Source organism: Winogradskyella psychrotolerans RS-3, from assembly GCF_000427335.1.
Classification (GTDB): Bacteria; Bacteroidota; Bacteroidia; order Flavobacteriales; family Flavobacteriaceae; genus Winogradskyella; species Winogradskyella psychrotolerans.
The window spans coordinates 1-21,971 of sequence record NZ_ATMR01000007.1 but is presented as its reverse complement, the minus strand read 5'-3'; the positions used below and the strand labels follow the sequence as shown (position 1 = coordinate 21,971).

The 21,971-nt window shown below is 33.5% G+C and carries 19 protein-coding genes and 1 pseudogene; 14 read left to right on the top strand and 6 right to left on the bottom strand.

Annotation, left to right across the window (positions count from 1 at the left end; genetic code table 11):
• The first annotated feature begins 73 nt into the window (after positions 1 to 73).
• From trkA to ADIWIN_RS00460, 5 genes are all read left to right on the top strand, one after another.
• Positions 74 to 1,423: a Trk system potassium transporter TrkA gene (trkA, locus tag ADIWIN_RS00480; protein WP_020895699.1), complete on the top strand. Its 1,350-nt coding sequence runs from the start codon at positions 74 to 76 to the stop codon at positions 1,421 to 1,423.
• Positions 1,424 to 1,430: 7 nt separating this feature from the next.
• Positions 1,431 to 2,933 carry a TrkH family potassium uptake protein gene (locus tag ADIWIN_RS00475; protein ID WP_020895698.1) on the top strand — a complete coding sequence of 501 codons (1,503 nt, stop codon included), beginning with the start codon at positions 1,431 to 1,433 and terminating at the stop codon, positions 2,931 to 2,933.
• A 164-nt stretch (positions 2,934 to 3,097) separates the two neighbouring features.
• Entirely contained in the window at positions 3,098 to 3,346 is a 249-nt protein-coding gene (locus ADIWIN_RS00470) for a hypothetical protein (RefSeq protein ID WP_020895697.1), read from the top strand.
• Positions 3,347 to 3,468: 122 nt separating this feature from the next.
• On the top strand, positions 3,469 to 3,717 hold the full coding sequence (locus ADIWIN_RS00465; protein WP_020895696.1) for a hypothetical protein: 249 nt from the start codon (positions 3,469 to 3,471) through the stop codon (positions 3,715 to 3,717).
• A 180-nt stretch (positions 3,718 to 3,897) separates the two neighbouring features.
• Positions 3,898 to 4,152 carry a hypothetical protein gene (locus ADIWIN_RS00460; protein ID WP_020895695.1) on the top strand — a complete coding sequence of 85 codons (255 nt, stop codon included), beginning with the start codon at positions 3,898 to 3,900 and terminating at the stop codon, positions 4,150 to 4,152.
• A 124-nt stretch (positions 4,153 to 4,276) separates the two neighbouring features.
• Here the strand turns inward: ADIWIN_RS00460 and ADIWIN_RS00455 are convergent, their stop codons facing one another.
• Both ADIWIN_RS00455 and ADIWIN_RS00450 read right to left on the bottom strand, forming a co-directional pair.
• Positions 4,277 to 5,461: a pyridoxal phosphate-dependent aminotransferase gene (locus ADIWIN_RS00455; protein WP_020895694.1), complete on the bottom strand. Its 1,185-nt coding sequence runs from the start codon at positions 5,459 to 5,461 to the stop codon at positions 4,277 to 4,279.
• Between the two features lie 32 nt (positions 5,462 to 5,493).
• On the bottom strand, positions 5,494 to 6,591 hold the full coding sequence (locus ADIWIN_RS00450) for a fatty acid desaturase family protein (protein WP_020895693.1): 1,098 nt from the start codon (positions 6,589 to 6,591) through the stop codon (positions 5,494 to 5,496).
• 145 nt (positions 6,592 to 6,736) lie between these two features.
• On the opposite strand from ADIWIN_RS00450, the gene rsmG reads away from it, so the two are divergent.
• The 3 genes from rsmG to ADIWIN_RS00435 all read left to right on the top strand — a co-directional run bounded on the left by rsmG (position 6,737) and on the right by ADIWIN_RS00435 (position 10,103).
• A complete protein-coding gene (gene rsmG, locus ADIWIN_RS00445; RefSeq protein WP_040756085.1) occupies positions 6,737 to 7,366 on the top strand; it encodes a 16S rRNA (guanine(527)-N(7))-methyltransferase RsmG in 630 nt (209 codons plus the stop codon).
• Positions 7,367 to 7,534: 168 nt separating this feature from the next.
• Positions 7,535 to 9,127 carry a hypothetical protein gene (locus tag ADIWIN_RS00440; protein ID WP_020895691.1) on the top strand — a complete coding sequence of 531 codons (1,593 nt, stop codon included), beginning with the start codon at positions 7,535 to 7,537 and terminating at the stop codon, positions 9,125 to 9,127.
• Positions 9,102 to 10,103 (top strand): toxin-antitoxin system YwqK family antitoxin, encoded by a 1,002-nt coding sequence (locus ADIWIN_RS00435; protein WP_152487184.1) that lies wholly within the window; start codon positions 9,102 to 9,104, stop codon positions 10,101 to 10,103. The genes ADIWIN_RS00440 and ADIWIN_RS00435 overlap by 26 nt, the downstream gene beginning before the upstream one ends.
• A 72-nt stretch (positions 10,104 to 10,175) precedes the next feature.
• Here the strand turns inward: ADIWIN_RS00435 and ADIWIN_RS00430 are convergent, their stop codons facing one another.
• The 4 genes from ADIWIN_RS00430 to ADIWIN_RS00415 all read right to left on the bottom strand — a co-directional run bounded on the left by ADIWIN_RS00430 (position 10,176) and on the right by ADIWIN_RS00415 (position 15,672).
• Positions 10,176 to 11,864: a T9SS type A sorting domain-containing protein gene (locus ADIWIN_RS00430; RefSeq protein WP_020895689.1), complete on the bottom strand. Its 1,689-nt coding sequence runs from the start codon at positions 11,862 to 11,864 to the stop codon at positions 10,176 to 10,178.
• Between the two features lie 145 nt (positions 11,865 to 12,009).
• Complete coding sequence (gene pruA / locus ADIWIN_RS00425; protein ID WP_020895688.1) at positions 12,010 to 13,635, bottom strand: L-glutamate gamma-semialdehyde dehydrogenase; 1,626 nt, start codon at positions 13,633 to 13,635, stop codon at positions 12,010 to 12,012.
• Positions 13,636 to 13,858: 223 nt separating this feature from the next.
• Entirely contained in the window at positions 13,859 to 14,245 is a 387-nt protein-coding gene (gene apaG, locus ADIWIN_RS00420) for a Co2+/Mg2+ efflux facilitator ApaG/CorD (RefSeq protein ID WP_020895687.1), read from the bottom strand.
• Between the two features lie 173 nt (positions 14,246 to 14,418).
• Complete coding sequence (locus ADIWIN_RS00415; protein ID WP_020895686.1) at positions 14,419 to 15,672, bottom strand: type IX secretion system plug protein; 1,254 nt, start codon at positions 15,670 to 15,672, stop codon at positions 14,419 to 14,421.
• 162 nt (positions 15,673 to 15,834) lie between these two features.
• On the opposite strand from ADIWIN_RS00415, the pseudogene ADIWIN_RS00410 reads away from it, so the two are divergent.
• From ADIWIN_RS00410 to nqrF, 6 genes and pseudogenes are all read left to right on the top strand, one after another.
• Positions 15,835 to 17,183: pseudogene (locus tag ADIWIN_RS00410) on the top strand (Na(+)-translocating NADH-quinone reductase subunit A).
• Between the two features lie 10 nt (positions 17,184 to 17,193).
• Positions 17,194 to 18,420: an NADH:ubiquinone reductase (Na(+)-transporting) subunit B gene (locus ADIWIN_RS00405; RefSeq protein ID WP_020895683.1), complete on the top strand. Its 1,227-nt coding sequence runs from the start codon at positions 17,194 to 17,196 to the stop codon at positions 18,418 to 18,420.
• A gap of 3 nt (positions 18,421 to 18,423) precedes the next feature.
• Positions 18,424 to 19,173: a Na(+)-translocating NADH-quinone reductase subunit C gene (locus ADIWIN_RS00400; protein WP_020895682.1), complete on the top strand. Its 750-nt coding sequence runs from the start codon at positions 18,424 to 18,426 to the stop codon at positions 19,171 to 19,173.
• A gap of 6 nt (positions 19,174 to 19,179) precedes the next feature.
• Complete coding sequence (locus ADIWIN_RS00395) at positions 19,180 to 19,824, top strand: NADH:ubiquinone reductase (Na(+)-transporting) subunit D (protein WP_020895681.1); 645 nt, start codon at positions 19,180 to 19,182, stop codon at positions 19,822 to 19,824.
• A gap of 75 nt (positions 19,825 to 19,899) precedes the next feature.
• The gene (gene nqrE / locus ADIWIN_RS00390) at positions 19,900 to 20,631 is read left to right on the top strand and encodes an NADH:ubiquinone reductase (Na(+)-transporting) subunit E (protein ID WP_020895680.1); all 732 of its coding nucleotides are present in this window, start codon (positions 19,900 to 19,902) and stop codon (positions 20,629 to 20,631) included.
• An 8-nt stretch (positions 20,632 to 20,639) separates the two neighbouring features.
• Complete coding sequence (gene nqrF / locus ADIWIN_RS00385) at positions 20,640 to 21,947, top strand: NADH:ubiquinone reductase (Na(+)-transporting) subunit F (RefSeq protein WP_020895679.1); 1,308 nt, start codon at positions 20,640 to 20,642, stop codon at positions 21,945 to 21,947.
• Positions 21,948 to 21,971 lie beyond the last annotated feature (24 nt).

Sequence of the window (21,971 nt, the reverse complement as noted above, 5' to 3'; positions counted from 1 at the left end):
TACCTAAAGTGTTTAAAGTTGTACCTACTAAGAAGTTCTTAGTATATTTGTACTCTTATTTCAAAGAAATATAATGAAAATAATAATCGCAGGTGCAGGTGAAGTAGGATTTCACCTGGCGAAACTTTTATCCTACGAATCACAAGAAATTACTTTAATTGATACAAAAAAAGATAGTTTAGGATATGCTGCTGAACACTTGGATATTAGAACTATTAAAGGCGATGCTACGTCTATTGCAATTTTAAGAGATGCGCGTATAGATACAGCAGCTTTATTTATTGCTGTAACATCTTCGGAAACTACAAATATTACCGCTTGTGTTTTAGCAAAGCAATTAGGTGCAAAACGAACTATTGCTAGGATTTCTAATACTGAGTTTATTGACAATAAGGAAACTGTTGGGTTTTCTAAATTTGGAATTGATGAATTAATTTCACCAGAATCTTTAGCGGCTTCAGAAATTGGATTGCTTCTAAATCAGTACGGTTTTAATGATACGTATGAGTTTGAAGACGGAGCATTAACCATGCTAGGTTTACGTTTGTCTAGAACAGCAACTTTTGTAGATAAAACGGTGAAAGAAGCTGCGGAGATTTATCCGGAATTAAATTTTATTCCTATTGCAATTCAGCGTTTAGGGACACAATACACTATTATTCCACGTGGTGATACCATTTTTAAAGAAGGTGATAAAGTTGTTTTTGTGACGTCTAAAGGAGGTGATGATGAGTTATTTAAATTATCAGGAAAGGTTAAAGTTGCGATTAAGAATGTTATGGTTCTAGGAGGAAGCCAAATTGGTTTCCAAACGGCTAAGGATTTGTGCTCAAGTAAGTTTAATGTTAAGTTGGTTGAAAGTAGGAGAGGTAAAGCTGAAGAATTAGCTGAAGATATTCCTAATGCTTTAGTTATTTGCGGTGATGGTAGAAATGTAGATATTTTGGATGAAGAAAATATCTCGGATATGGATGCTTTTATTGCGGTAACAGGTAATTCAGAAACTAACATTATGTCTTGTCTACTAGCGAAGTCCAAAGGTGTAAAGAAAACTATTGCCTTGGTTGAGAATATGGATTATTATCAATTATCGCAGTCGATTGGAATTGATACATTAATCAATAAAAAATTATTAGCAGCTAATAATATCTTTAGATACATACGAAAAGGTGAGGTGGTTGCCATGACTAAGTTAACCAACATGAATGCCGAACTTTTAGAGTTTGTCGTTAAGCCAAAATCTAAAATAACGAATAAGGTTATTAAAGATGTGAAATTTCCAAAATCCGCTATTATTGGTGGAGTGATTAGAGATGGAAAAGGCTCAATACCGTTAGGAAGTTTCAAAATTCAACCTGGAGATCGTGTTGTGGTTTGTTGTTTACCTCGGTCTATTTCTGAAGTAGAACGTTTTTTCTCTTAATTGCTATATGTCTCGTATAAAACTCAATTATAAAATTATTTTTCACTTCTTCGGATTGCTATTGTTGTTTAATGGAGGCTTTATGCTTACGGCAACTTTAATAAGCCTTATCTACAAAGACGGTGTAACTTTAGAATTATTTTTATCGGGTCTCGTAACTCTTTTAATTGGGGTTTTGGCAATGTATAGAACAAAAGGACATCGCAAGGAAATGAACAAGCGCGAAGGTTATATTATTGTTGCTTTTGGTTGGATTGTGATGTCACTTACAGGAACACTACCTTACATAGCCACAGGAGCTATTCCTTCTTTTACCGATGCTTTTTTTGAAACCATGTCTGGCTATACGACGACTGGTGCTAGTATTTTAAATGATATTGAAATCATTCCTGAAGGCGTTTTGTTTTGGAGAAGTATGACGCATTGGATTGGTGGTATGGGTATTATCGTTTTAGCGATTGCGATATTACCACTATTAGGAGTAGGTGGTATGCAATTGTTTACTGCTGAAGCTCCAGGACCAAGTGCAGATAAGTTACACCCTAGAATAACAGATACAGCTAAGCGCTTATGGCTTATTTATGTGGGATATACAGTTGCCGAAACTGTATTGTTACAACTTGCTGGTATGTCCTTCTTCGATGCCATAAACCATGCGTTGAGTACATTATCTACGGGAGGTTTTTCTACTAAAAATGCAAGTGTTGCCTATTGGAATGATAATCCTTTAATACAGTACATTATTATATTCTTTATGTTTTTGGCGGGTACTAATTTTGTGCTGAGTTATTATTTATTTAAAGGAAAAGTGTCTAAAATTTTAAAAGATGAAGAATTTAGACTCTATTTTAAATTTATTGTAATTTTTACGCTAATAGCGGCCGTCTTAATCTATTTTAAAGCAGATGTGTCTCAATCCACCATAATTCACCCCATGGTTTTAGGTGAAGCGGAAAGTGCGTTAAGACATGCGTTGTTTCAGGTGTTGTCTGTAATAACAACAACAGGTTTTATAAGTGCGGATTATACCATGTGGACTCCCTTTTTAACGGTGTTCTTTTTTGGAATGATGTTTTTAGGTGGTTCTGCCGGAAGTACTTCTGGTGGAGTAAAAGTAATGCGTCAATTGATTTTAATTAAAAACAGTTTTTTAGAATTTAAGCGTGCTTTACATCCTAATGCTATTATTCCTGTGCGTTATAATGGTAAATCGGTATCTAAAGATATTGTATTTAACGTGCTTGGATTCTTTATTCTTTACATGTTGTCCTTTATTGTTGGAGCCTTAGTATTTTCTATGTTTGATATGGATTTTACATCTGCGATCGGATTGTCAGCATCTAGTTTAGGAAACGTTGGACCTGCTTTGGGTGATTTTGGACCTGTTAATAATTATGCTGCGTTGCCACCTTTAGGAAAATGGTGGGCTTCTTTTTTAATGCTTATTGGACGATTGGAATTGTTTACAGTATTGATATTATTGACTCCTTTTTTCTGGAGGAATAGATAAATTTTCAACTTTTTTGAAGATTTTTTCAAAACATAGCTAGCCTATATTTTCACTAATACTTTGTGAGTTTGTAAAGCTCAAATTCCTGCTATAGTTGAAACACAAGCTGTAACATTTATATGGATTGTACGTCTTATTTGTATAATCAATTAAAATCATCAATCATGGAATTTGCATTAAACACCGCATTAGAATTTGTACCAGAACCCATTGCGGTATCTCATTTTACAACTCAAGGATTGTTAAATTCAAATTACAAATCCATAGTGAAACAAAACTTTAAAACGTTAGCTTCAAAATCTGTATTTGGAATTAGGCAACGCTCAAAGTCTATTCAATTCAATACGGTAAATCATACAGCTGTTATCTTAAAATTAGCTGTATTTGCCACCTTTCTCATCGCTTTATTTTAAACGTAGACATTGATCCTTTTAACTGACACAGTTTCGTGTCTTTTTACAACCTATATCACATATTTACTATGTGTTGATGTGAATCACTATATCTCATTTTTAAATTTAAGACCTAAAGAATTATGCCTTCTAACGCAATGAATGTCATTAATTATAATCGAAGTCAGCTTCCACAGCGAGATAGGTTTAAGAATGTGCTTGGTGGTTATAATAAAAGAAGGAAAGTTGAATACGATTTACCAAAAGCAACACCCCAACAATTAAAAATGATCAGACATAAATTAAAAAAGGAAAATCAAATACTTTGGTTAAAAGTAATCGGAGTGTCTCTATTAATATTAGGAGGTTTGCTTTGGGTGGTGATGTCCTAATCTTAAAAAGGTATCTTAAGTTTTTATACGTATTGAGTATTGTGAAAAAATGTAATTAGTTCACTTTTTGAGTTGATTTTGCTTTAAAATGGTAATAATTGGTCGATTTTTTAAGTATTTGATAAATAATTTCGTATTTTCAACATTAACAATAGTTTCATTACTTAAACAGTTTTATATATGAAATCAAGAAAGACAAATGATATGGAAGATAAAACAGTACACGCGAAGCGTTCACATTTTACAACTAAAGGTTTATTAAATTCCGATTATAAACGCACTGTGAAATCTAATTTCAAAAGGGCAAGTAAAAAATCCTTGTTTGGTATTAAACAACGTGCTAAATCACCCAAAATGTGCAATACTAGTCATGCAACTTCCATGGTATTAAAAGTATCGGTATTTGCGAGTGTTGCTCTTGTGGCTTGTGTTTAAAGATTATCGAACCTTTTTTCTTTACGTTTTTATTTTATAAAACGTTTTAGTTAAAAAAAAATGCATAAAAAAAGTTGTAACATTTAATGTTACAACTTTTTTATTAAAATAGTTTGCTATATGTTTAACTCAACGCAGTTTTAATACGTCTTATGGCTTCCGTTATATCTTTTTGTGATGCTGCATAAGAAATTCGAATACAATCCTTATTTCCAAAAGCTTCACCTGTAACAGTGGCAACTAAAGCTTCCTCAAGTAAAAACAGAGAAAAATCAGAGGCGTTATTTATTGTTTTTCCTTTAATGGTCTTTCCAAAGTATGAAGAAATATTAGGGAATACATAAAATGCTCCTTCTGGCTCATTGGTTTTAAAACCGTCGATTTCGCTCAATAAATTCAATATAAGTGAACGTCTTTCTTTAAACTCATCAACCATATACTTAATACTTGATGGATCTGCTTCTAAAGCCGTAATCACTGCACGCTGTGCAATACAATTGGCCCCACTCGTAATTTGACCCTGCATCTTGTTACATGCTCTAGCGATCCAATCTGGTGCTCCGATGTAACCAATTCTCCAACCTGTCATGGCAAATGCTTTAGACACTCCATTCACAGTTATAGTTCTGTCGTACATATCATCAAATTCAGCCATACTAAAATGACCTCCTTTAAAATTAATATGTTCATATATTTCGTCTGAAACGATATAAATATTTGGATACTTTTTAAGGACGTCAGCCAAAGCTCTTAATTCAGCTTTACTGTAAACTGATCCACTTGGGTTACAAGGAGAACTGTACCAAATCATTTTAGTTTTTGGTGTAATGGCAGCTTCTAATTGTTCGGCCGTCATTTTAAAATCATTCTCAATTGAGGTTTGAACTTCTACAGGAACTCCATCGCTCAACTTTACAATATCACTATAACTTACCCAATACGGACAAGGTAAAATAACTTCATCTCCAGGATTAAGCATAACAGCAGCAATATTAGCTAATGACTGTTTTGCTCCAGTAGAAACTACAACTTGTGGTAACGTATAGTTGAGGTTATTATCGCGTTTAAATTTTGTTATAATGGCTTCTTTCAATTCTACATAACCATCTACAGGAGAATAGCTATTATAGTTTTGATTTATAGCTTCAATCGCAGCATCTTTAATAAAATCAGGTGTATTAAAGTCTGGTTCTCCCAAACTTAATCCAATAATGTCTTTTCCTTCTGCTCTAAGTTCTCTAGCTTTTGCTGCCATAGCAAGTGTAGCTGAGGTGGCTAGATTATTAATTCTATCCGATAGTTGATTCATTGTGGTTGGTTGTTTTAAAACTGGAACTTATATTATGCCATACTCGGCTTTCTACCTAATTCTTTTAGTTGTTGATAATGCTCGGAAATAGCTTTCCAAATAGAATTGTATTCGTTGTAAGGTAAACTAAATTCATGTGCCGTTTCTCTTACGATATCTGCTATATTTTTATAGTGAACATGACTAATGTTTGAAAACAAATGATGTTCAACTTGTCTGTTTAAACCTCCAGTGTAAAACTCTACAATCCAACTTTTAGGTGAAAAATTAGATGTTGTAAATAATTGGTGAATTGCCCAAGTATTCTTCATGTTACCATTTTCGTCTGGTATAGGCATATCTGTATTTGGCATAACGTGTGCTAATTGAAAAACAACACTTAGAATCATACCAGCTGTATAATGCATAATTAAAAATCCGATTAAAACTTGCCACCAAGCATAACCTAGAACCAATGGTAAAACAACCCAAATAGAATAGTATAAAATCTTACCAATAATTAACTTCGTCCATTGTGTCGCAGGATTTGGAAATTCACCATAAGATAATTTTCTTTTAAGGTATTGGTACGTTTGCTTAAAATCTGTTGTAATTGCCCAATTCACAGTTAATAAACCATATAATAAGAAGGCATAATATTTTTGGTACTTATGAATCTTTAACCATTTAGAGTGCTTAGAGAAACGAATAATTCGTCCGGCATCAATGTCTTCATCATGGCCTTGAATATTGGTATAGGTATGGTGCAGTACATTGTGTTGTACTTTCCAATTATAATCGTTACCAGCTAATATATGAATGCTGCTTCCCATCAATTTGTTGACCCATTCTTTACTAGAAAAGGAACCATGGTTGGCATCGTGCATAACGTTCATGCCTACACCTGCCATGCCAACACCAATAATCATCATCGATATAATTTGAAGCCATACGGGTATGTTGTCAACCGTTAATAATACTACTAATGGTCCAAGTAATAATGTAAACATTATTATAGCCTTTGTGTATAGTTTCCAGTTTCCTGTTTTTTTAATATTATTGTCTTTGAAGTAACTATTAACGCGTTTGTTAAGTGTTCTGAAGAACTTTGCAGAATCCGTTCGAGAGAATTTTACGGTTTGTTGTGCCATTTAATCAGTTTTTTTATATTATAACGTTAGGGATTAGAAATCATTATAACAATGCAAAGATAGTTAATAAATAAAAAGCAACCTTATTCGACGAACGTTAAATTATGCAGATTAAAATTAAGTATTTTTGCTAAAATTTTTAAAAATGGAATTGATCTTAAAATACTTCCCAAATTTAACTGAAACTCAAATTCAACAATTTGAAGCTTTAGAAGCGTTATATAAAGATTGGAACAGTAAAATCAACGTGATTTCTCGTAAAGATATTGATGAGTTATATTTAAGACATGTCTTACATTCTTTAGGTATTGCTAAAGTGATCAACTTTGCACCAGGTTCTTCAATCTTAGATGTAGGTACAGGAGGAGGATTTCCGGGTGTGCCTTTAGCGATTTTGTTTCCAGAATGTCAATTTCATTTGGTGGATAGCATCAATAAAAAGCTAAAAGTTATTAATGCAGTTGCTGAAGCATTAGAACTCACCAATATAAAAACAACGCATAGTAGAGTAGAAGCTATTGATGAAACTTACGATTTTATTGTAAGTAGAGCTGTAACGACGATGCCAGAATTCACAACTTGGGTAAAAGGAAAAGTAGCCCGTACTCAGAAAAATGAGTTAAAAAATGGTATCCTTTATTTAAAAGGTGGTGATTTAACAGAGGAATTAAAGCAATATAAAACGGTGAAAGCATTCTTACTTTCCGATTATTTTGAAGAGTCGTTTTTTGAAACCAAAAAAGTGATTCATTTACCATTAAAATTTAAAGCTTAATAAGTAGATATTTTTGGAGTTGTCTAAATACTACTTTTAGAAATAGGCTGTTGACCTATGTTTAGTATTGAAAATTTCACAAGCTAAAAATTTATGACGCTGAAATACGTTACTCAAATAGATGTATTTTTTGAATTATATCTATATCATTTTAAAAATTATTCAACAATGATTTTATCAAATTCTATTAAAACTGCTGTACTTCTATTTATGGTCAGCCTTTTCTTTATGCCTTTAAATTTGGAGGCGCAACAAGACACTATTTATTACACTATATCTTGGAAGCAAACCATAAAAGATAGTGCTGCTTTTTTTAGAGCACCAGTAAAAAAGGAAGGAGATCTATTTAGAATTGAAGATTATTACATATCAGGGCAAAAACAAATGAGCGGATTGTCTAAGTATGAAGACAAGGATTTTTGGGTAGAAAAATTGAGCTGGTTTACGGAAGACGGCAAGTTATACCAACAAGGTAATTACACCAAAAACAGATTAGATGGAGAGTTTATTACCTTTTTAAATGACAAGAAATTGACTGCTATTTATAAAAATGGTCATATTAAATCAGGAGCTCAGAATCATAATCAATCAAGTAATCACATATATACAGAAGTTAAAAACGATACCGTTAAAGAAGTTATATACGGAAATGATATCAACGGAATTCGTTACGAAAGTTTCAGAACTCTTAAAAAAGGTCATTTCCGAACGAAATATTATGATAAAAAAGGGGATGCCATTGGTGAAATCAACACCCTAAATAATGGATTTCGTAAAGGTGTTGAAGTGTTTTATTATTTCGGTCCCATGAGAATTAAGCAGATTAACTATTATCCGTTTGAGAGGTTGTTAGGTCATGAGGATTATTATCCTAATGGTCAGATTCGGACAAAATTCCAAACTGAACCAGAATATAAAAAGACTTATTTTACTGAGGATGGAACCGAAATAGGGAGTGTTACTTACAATCTTTATAATGACTATTTAAAACCTATGGAAGGCACCGAAATTGTGTTTTCGTACAGTTATAAGGAAGAGGTCATGGGGCAAATTTTGTCTTCTAGAACCTACAATAATGGTCTACTTGAAAAAGAAGAGCTATACTATGATGGCGGTAAGATAAAATCTCTAACAACATATACTAACAACATTAAAGAGCTTCAAGTTAGTTATGATCACACAGGCAATGAATTGTCTCGGATGGTTTATAAAAGCTATTACCCATATAATGGTGTGGAAATTAGTGGAAACAAAACATCAACTTACAAAGAAGGGGAACTTATAGAGGAGCTAAAATATTATACGGATACTAATATTCTCTTTAGTAAAAAGAATAAAGAAGAAGAGGTCTATTATAATAAAGAAGGTGTTGTAATGGGAATCTTAAAAGTGGAGTATAAAAATAGATATGCGCAACCTTTAAATGGTACACGTTACGAAATTGGCTACGATTCTAAAATTTCAAATATTGAAACCTACAAAGATGGTAACGTTATTGAGCGGACTAAATTTATAACGAAATTAGTGGGTAAAGATAATTTGGTTGATTTTAAGGTCACCGAATACTATAATATTGATCAATATAGTAAAACGAGAGAGGTTAACTATTACAGTAATGGGGCTAGACAAAGCGATATCACATACACGGATTATGATAAAACATTAGGGAAATTTTACAATGACAAAAACGAATTAATAGGTACTTACGATTATGATAAAAAACATGGTAAATTATATGAATTTTTTCAATCTCTCAGATGAAATAAGGTTTATTAAAGAGGAAAAAAATGGTGATTTAGTGGCGTCAAAACGGTTTGATTATGGTGTGGGAAGAGCTTATGGCATTATAGATCCCGTGTTAATCGAAGACGTTGATGTTAACTGTTGTGCTACGTTCTTTGACAAGTATGGAGAGGTCTTAGCTAAAGTTAATTTTAAAAACAAATTACCCTGGGATGGTGAAATGTACGATATGGCCTCAAGAGTTATGTACACTGTAAAAGAAGGAAAACGTAATGGAGCTTATAAGAAGTTTAATTATAATCACGAAATTGTTCTAGAAGAGGGGCACTATGTGAATGATAAAAAAGAAGGCACCTTTAATCTTTACAATCAGTCTGGTCTATTACAATTTACAAGCACTTATAAGAATGATATTTTAGAGGGGAAATCTATCAATTATAACGAAGACGGAAAAGAGGTCTCTAGCATCATATATAAAGACGGAAAGCCTTTTGAAGGCACTAAGGTGCTGCCTGTAGGTTATAATAGTAAGTCTACTCAAGAAATTTATAAAAATGGGCTCATCACGAAACGTATTTCTCATGATCTTCATGGTAAAAATGTGTCAACCTATAAGAATGGTGAGGTTACTGAAACTATAGCATATCATATAGATTCTAATCATAAGCGATTGCAATATTCTTTAAATGAAAATTATATTGATGGTGAAGTCATTCGTTATGATAAAAACGGTAAAGAACAACATCGTGGTGTCGTAAAAAACTATAAATTAGAATCGGGTGTCATTTATTTATCAGCCCATAGTTTATATGATAATAGGGTGGCCTATATTATCTTAAAACGAAAAGAGGATATCGTACAATTAACTTTAGTAGGCGAAAAAGAAGAAACGCTCTTTTACGCTGAAGAAAAAGTGGAAGAAGGTTATGGCATGAAATACATTGATAAATTAAATATCTACATCGATTACCTGCACCCAGAGTCATTATACTAATATAGTTTGTAGAGCACAAAAAAAGACCGTTTAAACTTATTTAAACGGTCTTTTTTAGTAGAAATATGAATTTTATTTGCTGACTATAAATCGGGTTGTAAACGTACTAACTTCACTAGTGATATTTAAAATGTAAAATCCTGAGTTTAAATTAATTGTTATAGCATCTCTGCCTGTTAATTCTTGAGAGGAATTGTAAACAATTTTTCCTGTTAAGTCACTGATTAAAATAGAGGCTTTACTATTTAGATTAGAAAGAAGTACTAATTCATTTTTAATAGGATTCTTCTCTAGTTTTACGGAGTATAATTCTGAATCAGAAATGCGTAATGGTATATTTAATATTTCGTCTAAAGCAAAAGCGACATTGGCTTCGGTCAGCTGAACATGTGGTTCATTATCATTTGGGGTAAATGTATTGGCGAAAGGTGTATTGGTTGTTGGGTTAGAACCCTCTAGATCTATGGTGTGGTTCCAATTTATTTCATCATTTGCAAATGCTACTGCTAAAGCACTAACTGAAGGGATAAAATTAAATTTATCGATAGCGAGGGCATTTACAAAATCGCCGGCAACTCCTCCTTCTGATCCTAACTCATCAGTGAATCCAAATAAATCAAATAAACCTCCTGGCGCAGCATCTACACCATCAGAATAACTAAAAGATTCACTTTCTGCTTCAGAGCCTTCAATTTCAGATCCAAATAATTCTATTGAAATACTACTTACAGTATTTGTTTCTCCTGCCTCTGGAGTGAAATTTACATCAATTATAATGTTAGCTGTGAAAATAGAAAAAGGAACACTTAGCGTGGTGCTTAATACGGGATAGTTATTGGTAACCGTTGGGCCAGAATTCCCTACTGCGAAATATGTATTATTAATGCCACTTCCATTAATTATAGAGACGTTTCTTGTCATCTCTGGAAATCCTGTTGGAGTTAATGCATTTATATTAGTTTCAAATATACCTCTAAACGGATGTGCTACGGGTAATTTAAGTGCTGGATCAAACGATACTAAATCCGCTCCAGATAAATGGGCTTCTAAATGATCGGTTAATAATTGTCTTGCTGCTGCGGATTTTAATAGTCCATTAATTAAAGGTTGTACTTCTGCAACTGCATTGGTGTCATTATTGGCTAAAAAGTTTAATTGATGTTGTAAACCAATTGGGACATTTGCTCCATGATGAGGCGAATCAAAAGAGATGTAAAGTCTGGTATCTGCATCTATTGAATTTGCTTCCATGTAATTTAATGCATAACGCGCAATTACTCCACCCATGCTTGGGCCAATAATTACATTTTGTTCTGGGCTGTTTCCAGCTTTACCTGCGTTTATAGTTTCGAGAAGCTCTACTAATATCATGGCATTTCGTTCCATAAAATCAGCTCCTCCATCTACAGTTGCATCATCAGCGGTCCTTGTGTATGTAGGAAAGTTTAAAATGATAACGTCAAAACCTTCATCACGTACCAAATCAGCTAAATTTTGACTTCCTGCTGTTCCTACAAAGTCTAATGAGTTATATAGGCCAGTAATATCTCTTGCATCTCCGGGATCAAAACCATCAACTACAAAAATAGGTTTGTCTAAAAGATTATCTGGACTTAGAAATATTTGATATTCACCTTCGCCAGGATAGTTTGTGGTTTCTCCATAAGCAGATAAATCTGGGGTAATTCCAGAAGTTATTGAAATTTGAGCAAAACTTAGAAAAGGTAACAATAATAAAAGAATAAAGTAATGTTTTTTCATAAGTACAGAATTTGAATTGTTATCTTGAAAAGATACAAACTTAGATTTGTAAATTGTTGATTATTAATGTGATTTCTATTAAAAGCAAAAAAATCCTTAAAAGTATATAACTTCTAAGGATTTAGATTTCAATATTGTATAGGTCTTATCCTAAAAAAGGATATCTGTAATCTGTCGGAGTTACAAATGTTTCCTTAATTAACCTAGGAGATACCCAACGTAATAAATTTTGAGGACTTCCGGCCTTGTCATTTGTTCCAGAAGCTCTAGCGCCACCAAATGGTTGTTGGCCAACAACAGCACCAGTTGGTTTGTCGTTTATATAGAAGTTTCCAGCGGCATTCTGAAGCGCTTTTGTTGCTTCTTCAACGGCATATCTGTCTCTAGAAATAATAGCACCAGTTAATGCGTATTCACTTGTTTCATCAACCAATTTTAAAGTCTCAGAGTAAGCTTCATCTTCATACACATATATTGTAATTACAGGACCAAATAATTCTGTAGACATTGTTGTGTATTTTGGGTCAGTAGTTACGATGACTGTTGGCTCAATAAAGTAACCTTTAGATTTATCGTAGTTACCACCAGCAATGATTTCTGCATCGCTATCTGCTTTCGCGGCATCAATATATTTTGCTAATTTATCAAAAGAACCTTCATGAATGACTGCAGTAATAAAGTTGCTCATGTCTTCTGGAGATCCCATTTTGAAAGACTCCATATCTTCAATTAAATACTTCTTTACATCTGCCCAAATTCCTTTAGGCACATAAGCTCTAGATGCTGCACTACATTTTTGACCTTGAAATTCAAAAGCACCACGTGCAATAGCGGTTGCTACTTGTTTTGCCTCTGCTGTTTTGTGTGCTACTATAAAATCTTTTCCACCTGTTTCTCCAACAATTCTAGGGTATGTTTTGTAGTTATGGATATTGTTTCCAATTTGCTTCCATAATTCTTTAAACACATGCGTAGAACCTGTGAAATGTAAACCAGAAAAATCAGGACTTGCTAATACTGTATTTGTAATCATTACAGGATCTCCAAAAACAACATTGATAACACCATCAGGTACACCAGCTTCTTTAAAAATATCCATAATTACTTTTGCAGAATAGACTTGGCTATCACTAGGTTTCCAAACGACAACATTACCCATTAAAGCCATACATGCTGGTAGATTACCTGCAATTGCTGTAAAGTTAAAAGGAGTTACAGCGTAGGTGAAACCTTCGAGAGGTCTGTATTCTACTCTGTTCCATGCTGCACTAGTGCTTTCTGGTTGCTCCATGTAAATGTCTGACATAAACTGAACATTAAAGCGTAAGAAATCTATAAGTTCACAAGCTGCATCAATTTCAGCTTGATAAATGTTTTTAGATTGTGCAATCATCGTTGCAGCATTAATTTTAGCTCTATATGGACCAGCAATTAATTCTGCAGCTTTTAAGAAAATACCTGCGCGTTGTTCCCATGGCATTTGCGACCAAGATTTACGTGCTTCTAATGCTGTAGAAATAGCGTCTTCAACATGGTTTTTTTCTGCTAAATGATATTCACCTACGATGTGTTGGTGATCGTGAGGAGGAGACATGGTTCTGGTATTTCCAGTTTTCACGTCTTTTCCATTTATATATAAAGGAACTTCAACCTTAGAATTAAACATTGATTTGTAAGCCTCTAAAACTGCTTTACGTTCATCAGAACCAGGTGCGTAAGACATAACAGGTTCGTTAACTGCTACTGGTACATTAAAGAATCCTTTTCCCATAATATATTTGTTTTTTAGTTTGAATTTTGAAAGTGCAAAGTTACAATTTTTATAGGAGAATAGTTTGTTGAAATGTTATAGTTGTGTGAAGATTAAAAATGTAGTTTTATGGTTTGTCATTCTATATTTTATCTATAAAGACAAAATAAAAGCTCAGCTTTAGAGTCTATAATATAAAAAATAAACTCAAACAAGAAGAAGGTGAAATAGGACTTATAACGTCTTAGTTTAAGGCAAAAGGAGCACTTAATTTAAACGAAGGAATATAGACTTTAAATTTATTGGTTTTTGATAAGTTTATCATATTGTAATAACCGCTCATCGCTCCAAAAGGAGATGTTAGTAAACAACCAGAGTTATAAGTGTGCGATTCTCCAGGTTTTAATACCGGCTTTTTACCAATAACACCTTCTCCTTCTATAATTTCTTCATTATTTAAAGCATCAAGTATTTTCCAGTGTCTAGAGTTTAGCTGAACAGAATCCTTACTTTGGTTTTCAATAGTGACTTTATAGCCAAAGGCAAAATGCACTTTATAATTTTTATAAAATGTACCTTCAAAATTGGTTTCTACAGTGATTTTTATGCCGCTAGTTACTTGTTGTACCATGATTATGATGTTGTTCTATGCTAAAATAGCATAATTTTTTAATGAAGCATTATAAATCGGTTGAGAGGATGTCATTTTTTAACAAATTGGTTATAAATGTGGTAGGTGATGTGAATATGTTAATAGTTTTGCTGTTATTTTATGTTTTAATAATTGATGGGTTAGAAAAAGGTTTAATTAGAAATGTTTACAGAAGTAGCTTCCCCAAAACCAATTAGTCTGTCGTAACGCGCACCAAGATCTTTGTAGTAAACTAGGACTTTATAATTATTTTCAGTTTCCCAAAAATTACCACTAATAGCTCCTTCGTCTAAGACACCCGTCTTTTTATCTACAGCGACAAATTTGTAGTTGTAAAACCCTTGTTTTAGTAGTAGTGTCGTTTCGTAACGTTTACTTTCAGGATTAAAAACCATTTGAGTTAACGGTTCGAGCATAAAATAATTAAAATTGCCATAAACATAAATGTCTTTAGACTTCAATTTCTCTTGCAATAAAGAAAAGTGAACCATAACATAATCGGCTTCTATATCTGGATTATCTCTGTCTAATATTGTAACTAAAAAATTCCCATTTATATCAGGATTATAGGTGTAGGGTCTGTTTTTACGATTAATATTAGTGTATAGGAAGTTGTGGTAAAGATCCCTTAATTCAATAAATTGAACGCCAACGTTCGCGGCTCTAACATCTTTGTTTTCGAAAAATAAATATTCATTTCCTCCCCAAAATGCAGATTCAGTATCGTAACGATAAATAAGTTCGTTACCCAAGGTATATTGTGGTTTTAAATCTGTAATTGCTGTATTGAGATTGTTATTTTGAATAATAACTGTTTTAATAGTTTCCAATGGATTGTTCAGGTTCATGCCATTGGTGGTGATAACAAGATCCACAGATTGTTTTTCGGCAATAACTTTTACGTCTCTCGAACGCTTTACATTTACGCCAACACTAGCTAGACTTTCATAAACCATAAATTTTCTACTGAACATCAGTTCGTCATAATCATCGTAAATGGAAATCATATAGTTTCCACTTTTTAATAAGCCACGTGTTTGTGTATTTGGAATGACTAAGTTGTAATGTGAATAAATTTGATAGGTGTTAAAAGAGTTTTCATAATCTAAAATGCGCTGATTATCTAAACCACTCAAGTATTCTGACTTTACTAAATTAGAAGGAGTCCAATCAAAATTAAAATGTTCAATAACGTAATAGAAGTCTTCCTCTTCACCTGTTAAGGCGTCAAACTCTAACATTAGAGATTCACCAAGCTTTAAAACAGGTAGTTGCCCTTGTGTGGTGTTACTCTTAAAGGTTACTGTTTTTATAAAATCTGGAGGGTTAAGTTCATTAACAACTTGAGAGAGCAGAATTATAGGAAATAGTAAAAGTACTGAAAGGCTAAAAAAGTTTTTTTTCATTTTATTTGAAATCTAAGCGTATAAATATAATCAAAATCTGTGCCTTAACACAAATCCGTTATTTATAATCGTTACAAATAAAAAAGAAGCTTTAATTTGGGTCTTTTTTAAGCTTTAATTCGTAAATTTGCACCGATTTTTAGGTAACTAATCTTTAAGTATATGTCAAAAGACATCAAAATTAAAAAGGGTTTAGATATAAAGTTGGTCGGTGAAGCCGAGCAAACGATAGAGAACGCTATTATTAGCAATTTCTACTCTATAAGACCCGAAGATTTCCACAGTATTATTCCAAAACTTGTTGCAAAAGAAGGGGCACGTGTAAAAGCAGGTGAGACTTTATTTTATAACAAGGATAACGAAACGATGAAATTTGTTTCTCCAGTTTCTGGTGAAGTAACGGAAGTGCAGCGTGGTCCAAGGCGCCGCATAGACGCTATTAAAATAACAGCAGATAAAGAACAAACTTATGTAGATCATGGTAAGTTTGATTTGGCTTCAGATGCGGAAAAAACTAAAGCTCATTTGTTAGCTTCAGGTTGTTGGGCTTTTATTAAACAACGTCCTTACGATGTTGTCGCAAAAGCAGACAGTACGCCAAAAGCTATCTTTATTTCTGGTTACGCAAGTGCACCTTTAGCAGCGAATTTAGACTTTACCTTAGCTGGTAAGGAAGCTGAATTGCAAGCTGCAGTTACTGCGTTGTCTAAATTAACAGATGGCGGAGTGCATATTTCAATAGGCAGTTCTAAGTCTCCTTTCGTTAATTTGCAAAATGTAATAACGTATAACGTTTCTGGCCCACATCCATCAGGGAATGTAGGTACTTTAATTAATAAGGTTAGCCCTGTTAATAAAGGCGAAACAGTTTGGACCGTTAATGCACAAGATTTAGTAATTATTGGTGAATTACTGCTAACAGGAAAGTTTAATGCAGAGCGAGTTATCGCCTTGGCAGGATCTTCAGTTAAGAAACCGCGTTATTTTAGAACTAAAATAGGTTCTGAAATTGCAACTATGGTTTATGATAATGGAGTTGAAAGAGATGGTAACGATCGTTTTATTTCAGGAAATGTATTGTCAGGTAAACAAATAAAGCCAGATGGTAATTTAGATTATTACAGTAATATTATTACTGTGATTCCTGAAGGCAATGACTATGAGTTATTTGGATGGAATAAACCAGTTTTTGATAAAGTATCTAATACTAGAGCTTTAACTTTTCTTGGTTAACACCAAATAAGAAATACGATTTAAGTACCAATATGAATGGTGAACATAGAAATTTTGTTCTTACAGGTAATTACGAGCAAGTTTTTCCATTAGATATATATCCAATGCAAATCTTAAAAGCGTGTTTGTATAAAGACTTAGACGAAATGGAAGCTTTAGGTATGTACGAAGTTGCACCAGAAGATTTTGCTTTAACAGAATTTGTGTGTGTGTCTAAGCAACCACATCAGCAAATTATTAGAGCAGGCTTGGATTTAATGTTAGAAGAAATCGGTTAAAAAATAGATAATGGGTTTAAAACAAAACTTACATAGCTTAAGAGAAAAATATAAAGGAACTAAGATGGCTCCGGCTTTCAATGCCTTACATACTTTTCTTTATACGCCTAATGATACTGCACATGGTGGTACACATATTAAGGCAGCAGACGATTTAAAACGTACTATGAACACGGTAATTATGGCTTTAATTCCGTGCTTAATCTTTGGTATGTTCAATGCAGGTTATCAGCATTATGTAGCAGCAGGAGAAATAGAAGCGGTAACAAGTGGTTTCTTTAGTAGTGAATTCTGGACTTTACAGAATTTTACTTTAGGCTTTTGGAAAGTACTACCGATATTACTAATTTCTTATGGAGTTGGTTTAGGTGTTGAATTCCTTTTCGCAGTTATTAAAGGACACGAAGTTGAAGAAGGCTACTTAGTAACAGGGATGTTAGTGCCATTAATTGTACCAATCGATATTCCATTATGGATGTTAGTTGTTGCAGTTGTTTTCGGTGTTGTTATCGGTAAAGAAGTATTTGGTGGTACAGGGATGAATATATTAAACCCTGCATTAACCATTAGAGCATTCTTATTCTTTGCTTATCCTACTTGGATGAGTGGTGATAAGGTTTGGGTAGAAGGAGCTGTAGAAAGAACTAGAGAAATTGCAAATGGTTCAACCGCTGATGCTATTTCTGGTGAAACTATTTTAGGTAGTTTAGCCCAATCGCATGGAGTTGACTATTCCGTAATGGATATGTTTTTCGGTTTTATTCCTGGTTCAATAGGTGAAACATCAACATTATTAATCTTGTTAGGTGGTTTATTTCTGATTTTCACAAAAATTGGAAGCTGGAGAATAATGCTCAGTTCTGTTATTGGTGCTTTAGTGATGGGGTATATCTTTAACCTTGTCGTAGCAGCAGGATGGATCACAGATACAAGTAAATTTTACGGATTAATGAGTACCGAGTTCTGGCACCATTTATTAATTGGTGGTATGGCATTTGGTATTGTGTATATGGCAACAGATCCTGTTAGCGCATCGCAAACTAATAAAGGGAAATGGATATACGGTTTCCTAATAGGTTTTGTATCTATAATGATTCGTGTATTTAATCCAGCGTATCCAGAAGGAGTAATGTTAGCAATATTGTTAATGAATGTGTTTGCACCAACCATAGATCATTATGTAGTGCAGGGCAATGTGAAAAGAAGATTAAAAAGAGCAAAATTAAAAACAGCTTAAATTATGGCAATCGATACAGAAAAAAATAGTTATACCATTATTTTTGCCATTGTAATGGTGTTGGTAGTGGGTTCTATACTTGCAGGACTTGCTTCTGGCTTAAAACCATTAGTGGATGCTAATAAACGTTTTGAAAAACAACAGAACATATTGTATGCCATGGGCATTAATGCCAATGAAGGTACAAGTGATGTTGCATTTATTTCTACAGATAAAGTAGAAGAAGAATTCAAGAATACAATTACTAAGCAATATATAATTGAAGGTACTGAGGCTACTGTAACTCCTGAAGCATATTTAATAGATATTAAAAAGGAAGAAACAAAAGCAAAAGACCCAAATTATACAAGAAAACTACCTTTATTTGAAGGAGTGAAAGATGGTAATCCTATTTACGTAATTCCAATCCGAGGGAAAGGATTATGGGATGCTATTTGGGGATTTGTAGCTGTTGATAAAGAAATGACAGTTCAAGGTGTCTTTTTCGATCACGCTGGGGAAACACCAGGTTTAGGTGCTGAGATTAAGCAACGCTATTTTATGGATGACTTTGCTGGCGAACATATTTTTGGTGATTCTAATACATTTAAAGGTATTACAGTCGCTAAAGGTAATGCAGATCCTAAAAACGAGAGAAAAACGGATAATGCCGTAGATGCAATTGCTGGAGCGACCATTACAGGTGATGGTGTAACCGCAATGATTAAGAAAGATTTAAAAATGTATGTGCCTTATTTCAAGACATTAAAATAAAAATGTATGGGACTTTTATCAAAAAAAGATAGTAAACTAATTTTAGATCCATTAGCGGATGATAACCCTATTACCATTCAGGTATTAGGTATATGTTCTGCATTAGCAATTACGGCACAACTAAAGCCATCTATTGTAATGGCAATATCTGTAGTTTTTGTACTAAGTGTAGGTAACGTAGTCATCTCTTTAATGAGAAACATTATACCTTCTAAAATTAGAATTATTGTACAATTAATAGTTGTAGCAACTTTAGTTATTATCGTTGACCAAGTGTTAAAAGCATTTGCTTATAGTTTAAGTAAAGAGCTCTCTGTATTCATTGGTTTAATTATTACCAACTGTATTATTATGGGACGTTTTGAAGCTTTTGCTTTAGCGAATAAACCTTGGAGATCCTTTCTCGATGGTATTGGTAACGCTTTAGGTTACGGTGTAATTCTTATTATAGTCGGATTTTTCAGAGAGTTATTAGGATCAGGTACATTATTTGGTTTTAAAGTTCTTGGTGATTCCGTTGAAAAAACAGGATTATACGCATTTGGCTATGAAAACAATGGGTTTATGGTATTACCTCCAATGGCATTGATTGTCGTAGGTATTATTATTTGGGTACAACGTAGTAGAAATAAAGAATTAATAGAAGACTAAACTTAGTTTATAGTTACTAGTTGTTTGTAGATAACCTCTTCAACAATTAAAGACTAACAACTAAAAATAAAATATATGGAACATATAGAATTATTTTTCAAATCGATATTTGTAGATAACATGGTATTTGCATACTTCTTAGGAATGTGTTCATACTTAGCAGTATCTAAAAAAGTATCTACAGCGGTAGGATTAGGAGCTGCCGTGATTTTTGTATTAGCAATTACAGTGCCTTTAAACTGGTTATTGGATCAATACTTATTGCAAGAAGGAGCATTAACATGGTTAGGACCAGAATATGCAGATTACGATTTAGGTTTTCTATCATTCATTATGTTTATTGCAACCATTGCAACAATGGTTCAGTTAGTTGAAATCATTGTAGAAAAGTTTTCTCCTTCATTATACAATTCATTAGGTATATTTTTACCATTAATCGCTGTAAACTGTGCCATATTAGGTGGTTCATTATTTATGCAATCTAGAGAAATTGAAACTTTAGGCTTAGCTTTAAATTATGGTATTGGATCTGGAATTGGTTGGTTTTTAGCTATCGTAGCAATTGCAGCAATTAGAGAGAAAATTAGATATAGTAATGTACCACCTGCTTTAAGAGGTTTAGGTATTACATTTATCATTACAGGTTTAATGGCTATTGGGTTTATGAGTTTTGGAGGTATGCTTACAGGTGGTGAAGAAGAAGCAACAGAAGAAACTGTAGAAAACAATGTTGGTATGGTCACTAATACTGACGAAGAGACTTCTAGTCTAGCGATTGAAACAATAACCGATACAGACAAAAATTAATAAGGAATATGGTATTAGCAGCAAGCACAATAGGAACGGTGATCGCTACAGTAGCCGCGTTTTTAGTAGTTACTTTATTATTAGTAACGCTTTTACTCGTGGTGAAACAAAAACTGTCTCCATCAGGACCCGTTAAAATCACTATTAATGGTGAACGTGAAATAGAAGTAGGTTCAGGTGGTAGTTTACTAGCGACCTTAGGAGCTCAAAAAATATTCTTACCATCAGCATGTGGTGGAGGTGGAACTTGTATTCAGTGTGAATGTCACGTTCTTTCTGGTGGAGGTGAAGCTTTGCCAACAGAGACACCTCACTTTAGCAGAAAAGAATTGGCACATGGTGCGCGTTTATCTTGTCAGGTAAAAGTAAAGCAGGATATGGAAATTACCATTCCTGAAGAAGTTTTTGGTATTAAGAAGTGGGAAGCAACTGTTGTACGTAATTATAATGTAGCGTCATTTATTAAGGAATTCGTAGTAGAAATTCCTGAAGATATGGGTTATAAAGCTGGTGGTTATATTCAAATTGAAATTCCAAATTGCGAAGTAAAGTTTGCAGACATGGATATCACAGCACATCCAGAAGAACACGAAACACCAGATAAATTTCAGGCAGAATGGGACAAATTTAACCTTTGGCCTTTAGTTATGAAAAACACTGAAACAGTAGAAAGAGCTTATTCTATGGCTTCTTACCCTGCTGAAGGACGTGAGATTATGCTTAATGTTCGTATAGCAACTCCGCCATGGGATCGTGCAAACAACGGTTGGATGAATGTAAATCCAGGTGTAGCATCATCATATATTTTTAATCAAAAGCCTGGTGATAAAGTAATTATTTCTGGTCCTTATGGTGAATTTTTTATCAATGAATCAGATAGTGAAATGTTATATGTTGGCGGTGGAGCAGGTATGGCACCAATGCGTTCGCACCTATATCACTTATTCAAAACCTTAAAAACAGGTCGTAAAGTAACCTATTGGTATGGTGGACGTTCTAAACGTGAATTGTTTTACTTAGAGCACTTCCGTGAGTTAGAAAGGGATTTCCCTAACTTTAAGTTTTACTTAGCATTATCTGAACCAATGGAAGAAGATAACTGGAAAGTAAAAGAAACTATTGATGCACCAGGAGATGGTTTTGTAGGATTTATTCACAATTGTGTAATAGATAATTATTTAAGCCTTCATGATGCACCAGAAGATATCGAGTTATATTTCTGTGGACCACCATTGATGAACCAAGCCGTTCAGAAAATGGGTGAAGATTTCGGAATCCCAGATGAGCATATTAGATTTGATGACTTTGGAGGGTAATCTGAAGTTTATATAAAATAAAAA

What these genes read in the sequence shown, in the direction of transcription:
- ADIWIN_RS00415 (WP_020895686.1), bottom strand. Translation starts at nt 15,672, where the DNA reads ATGAAAAAAAACTTTTTTAGCCTTTCAGTACTTTTACTATTTCCTATA.
- ADIWIN_RS00405 (WP_020895683.1), top strand. Translation starts at nt 17,194, where the DNA reads ATGGGTTTAAAACAAAACTTACATAGCTTAAGAGAAAAATATAAAGGA.
- apaG (WP_020895687.1), bottom strand. Translation starts at nt 14,245, where the DNA reads ATGGTACAACAAGTAACTAGCGGCATAAAAATCACTGTAGAAACCAAT.
- ADIWIN_RS00470 (WP_020895697.1), top strand. Translation starts at nt 3,098, where the DNA reads ATGGAATTTGCATTAAACACCGCATTAGAATTTGTACCAGAACCCATT.
- nqrE (WP_020895680.1), top strand. Translation starts at nt 19,900, where the DNA reads ATGGAACATATAGAATTATTTTTCAAATCGATATTTGTAGATAACATG.
- ADIWIN_RS00395 (WP_020895681.1), top strand. Translation starts at nt 19,180, where the DNA reads ATGGGACTTTTATCAAAAAAAGATAGTAAACTAATTTTAGATCCATTA.
- rsmG (WP_040756085.1), top strand. Translation starts at nt 6,737, where the DNA reads ATGGAATTGATCTTAAAATACTTCCCAAATTTAACTGAAACTCAAATT.
- nqrF (WP_020895679.1), top strand. Translation starts at nt 20,640, where the DNA reads ATGGTATTAGCAGCAAGCACAATAGGAACGGTGATCGCTACAGTAGCC.
- ADIWIN_RS00430 (WP_020895689.1), bottom strand. Translation starts at nt 11,864, where the DNA reads ATGAAAAAACATTACTTTATTCTTTTATTATTGTTACCTTTTCTAAGT.
- ADIWIN_RS00440 (WP_020895691.1), top strand. Translation starts at nt 7,535, where the DNA reads ATGATTTTATCAAATTCTATTAAAACTGCTGTACTTCTATTTATGGTC.
- ADIWIN_RS00455 (WP_020895694.1), bottom strand. Translation starts at nt 5,461, where the DNA reads ATGAATCAACTATCGGATAGAATTAATAATCTAGCCACCTCAGCTACA.
- pruA (WP_020895688.1), bottom strand. Translation starts at nt 13,635, where the DNA reads ATGGGAAAAGGATTCTTTAATGTACCAGTAGCAGTTAACGAACCTGTT.
- ADIWIN_RS00475 (WP_020895698.1), top strand. Translation starts at nt 1,431, where the DNA reads ATGTCTCGTATAAAACTCAATTATAAAATTATTTTTCACTTCTTCGGA.
- trkA (WP_020895699.1), top strand. Translation starts at nt 74, where the DNA reads ATGAAAATAATAATCGCAGGTGCAGGTGAAGTAGGATTTCACCTGGCG.
- ADIWIN_RS00460 (WP_020895695.1), top strand. Translation starts at nt 3,898, where the DNA reads ATGAAATCAAGAAAGACAAATGATATGGAAGATAAAACAGTACACGCG.
- ADIWIN_RS00435 (WP_152487184.1), top strand. Translation starts at nt 9,102, where the DNA reads ATGAATTTTTTCAATCTCTCAGATGAAATAAGGTTTATTAAAGAGGAA.
- ADIWIN_RS00400 (WP_020895682.1), top strand. Translation starts at nt 18,424, where the DNA reads ATGGCAATCGATACAGAAAAAAATAGTTATACCATTATTTTTGCCATT.
- ADIWIN_RS00465 (WP_020895696.1), top strand. Translation starts at nt 3,469, where the DNA reads ATGCCTTCTAACGCAATGAATGTCATTAATTATAATCGAAGTCAGCTT.
- ADIWIN_RS00450 (WP_020895693.1), bottom strand. Translation starts at nt 6,591, where the DNA reads ATGGCACAACAAACCGTAAAATTCTCTCGAACGGATTCTGCAAAGTTC.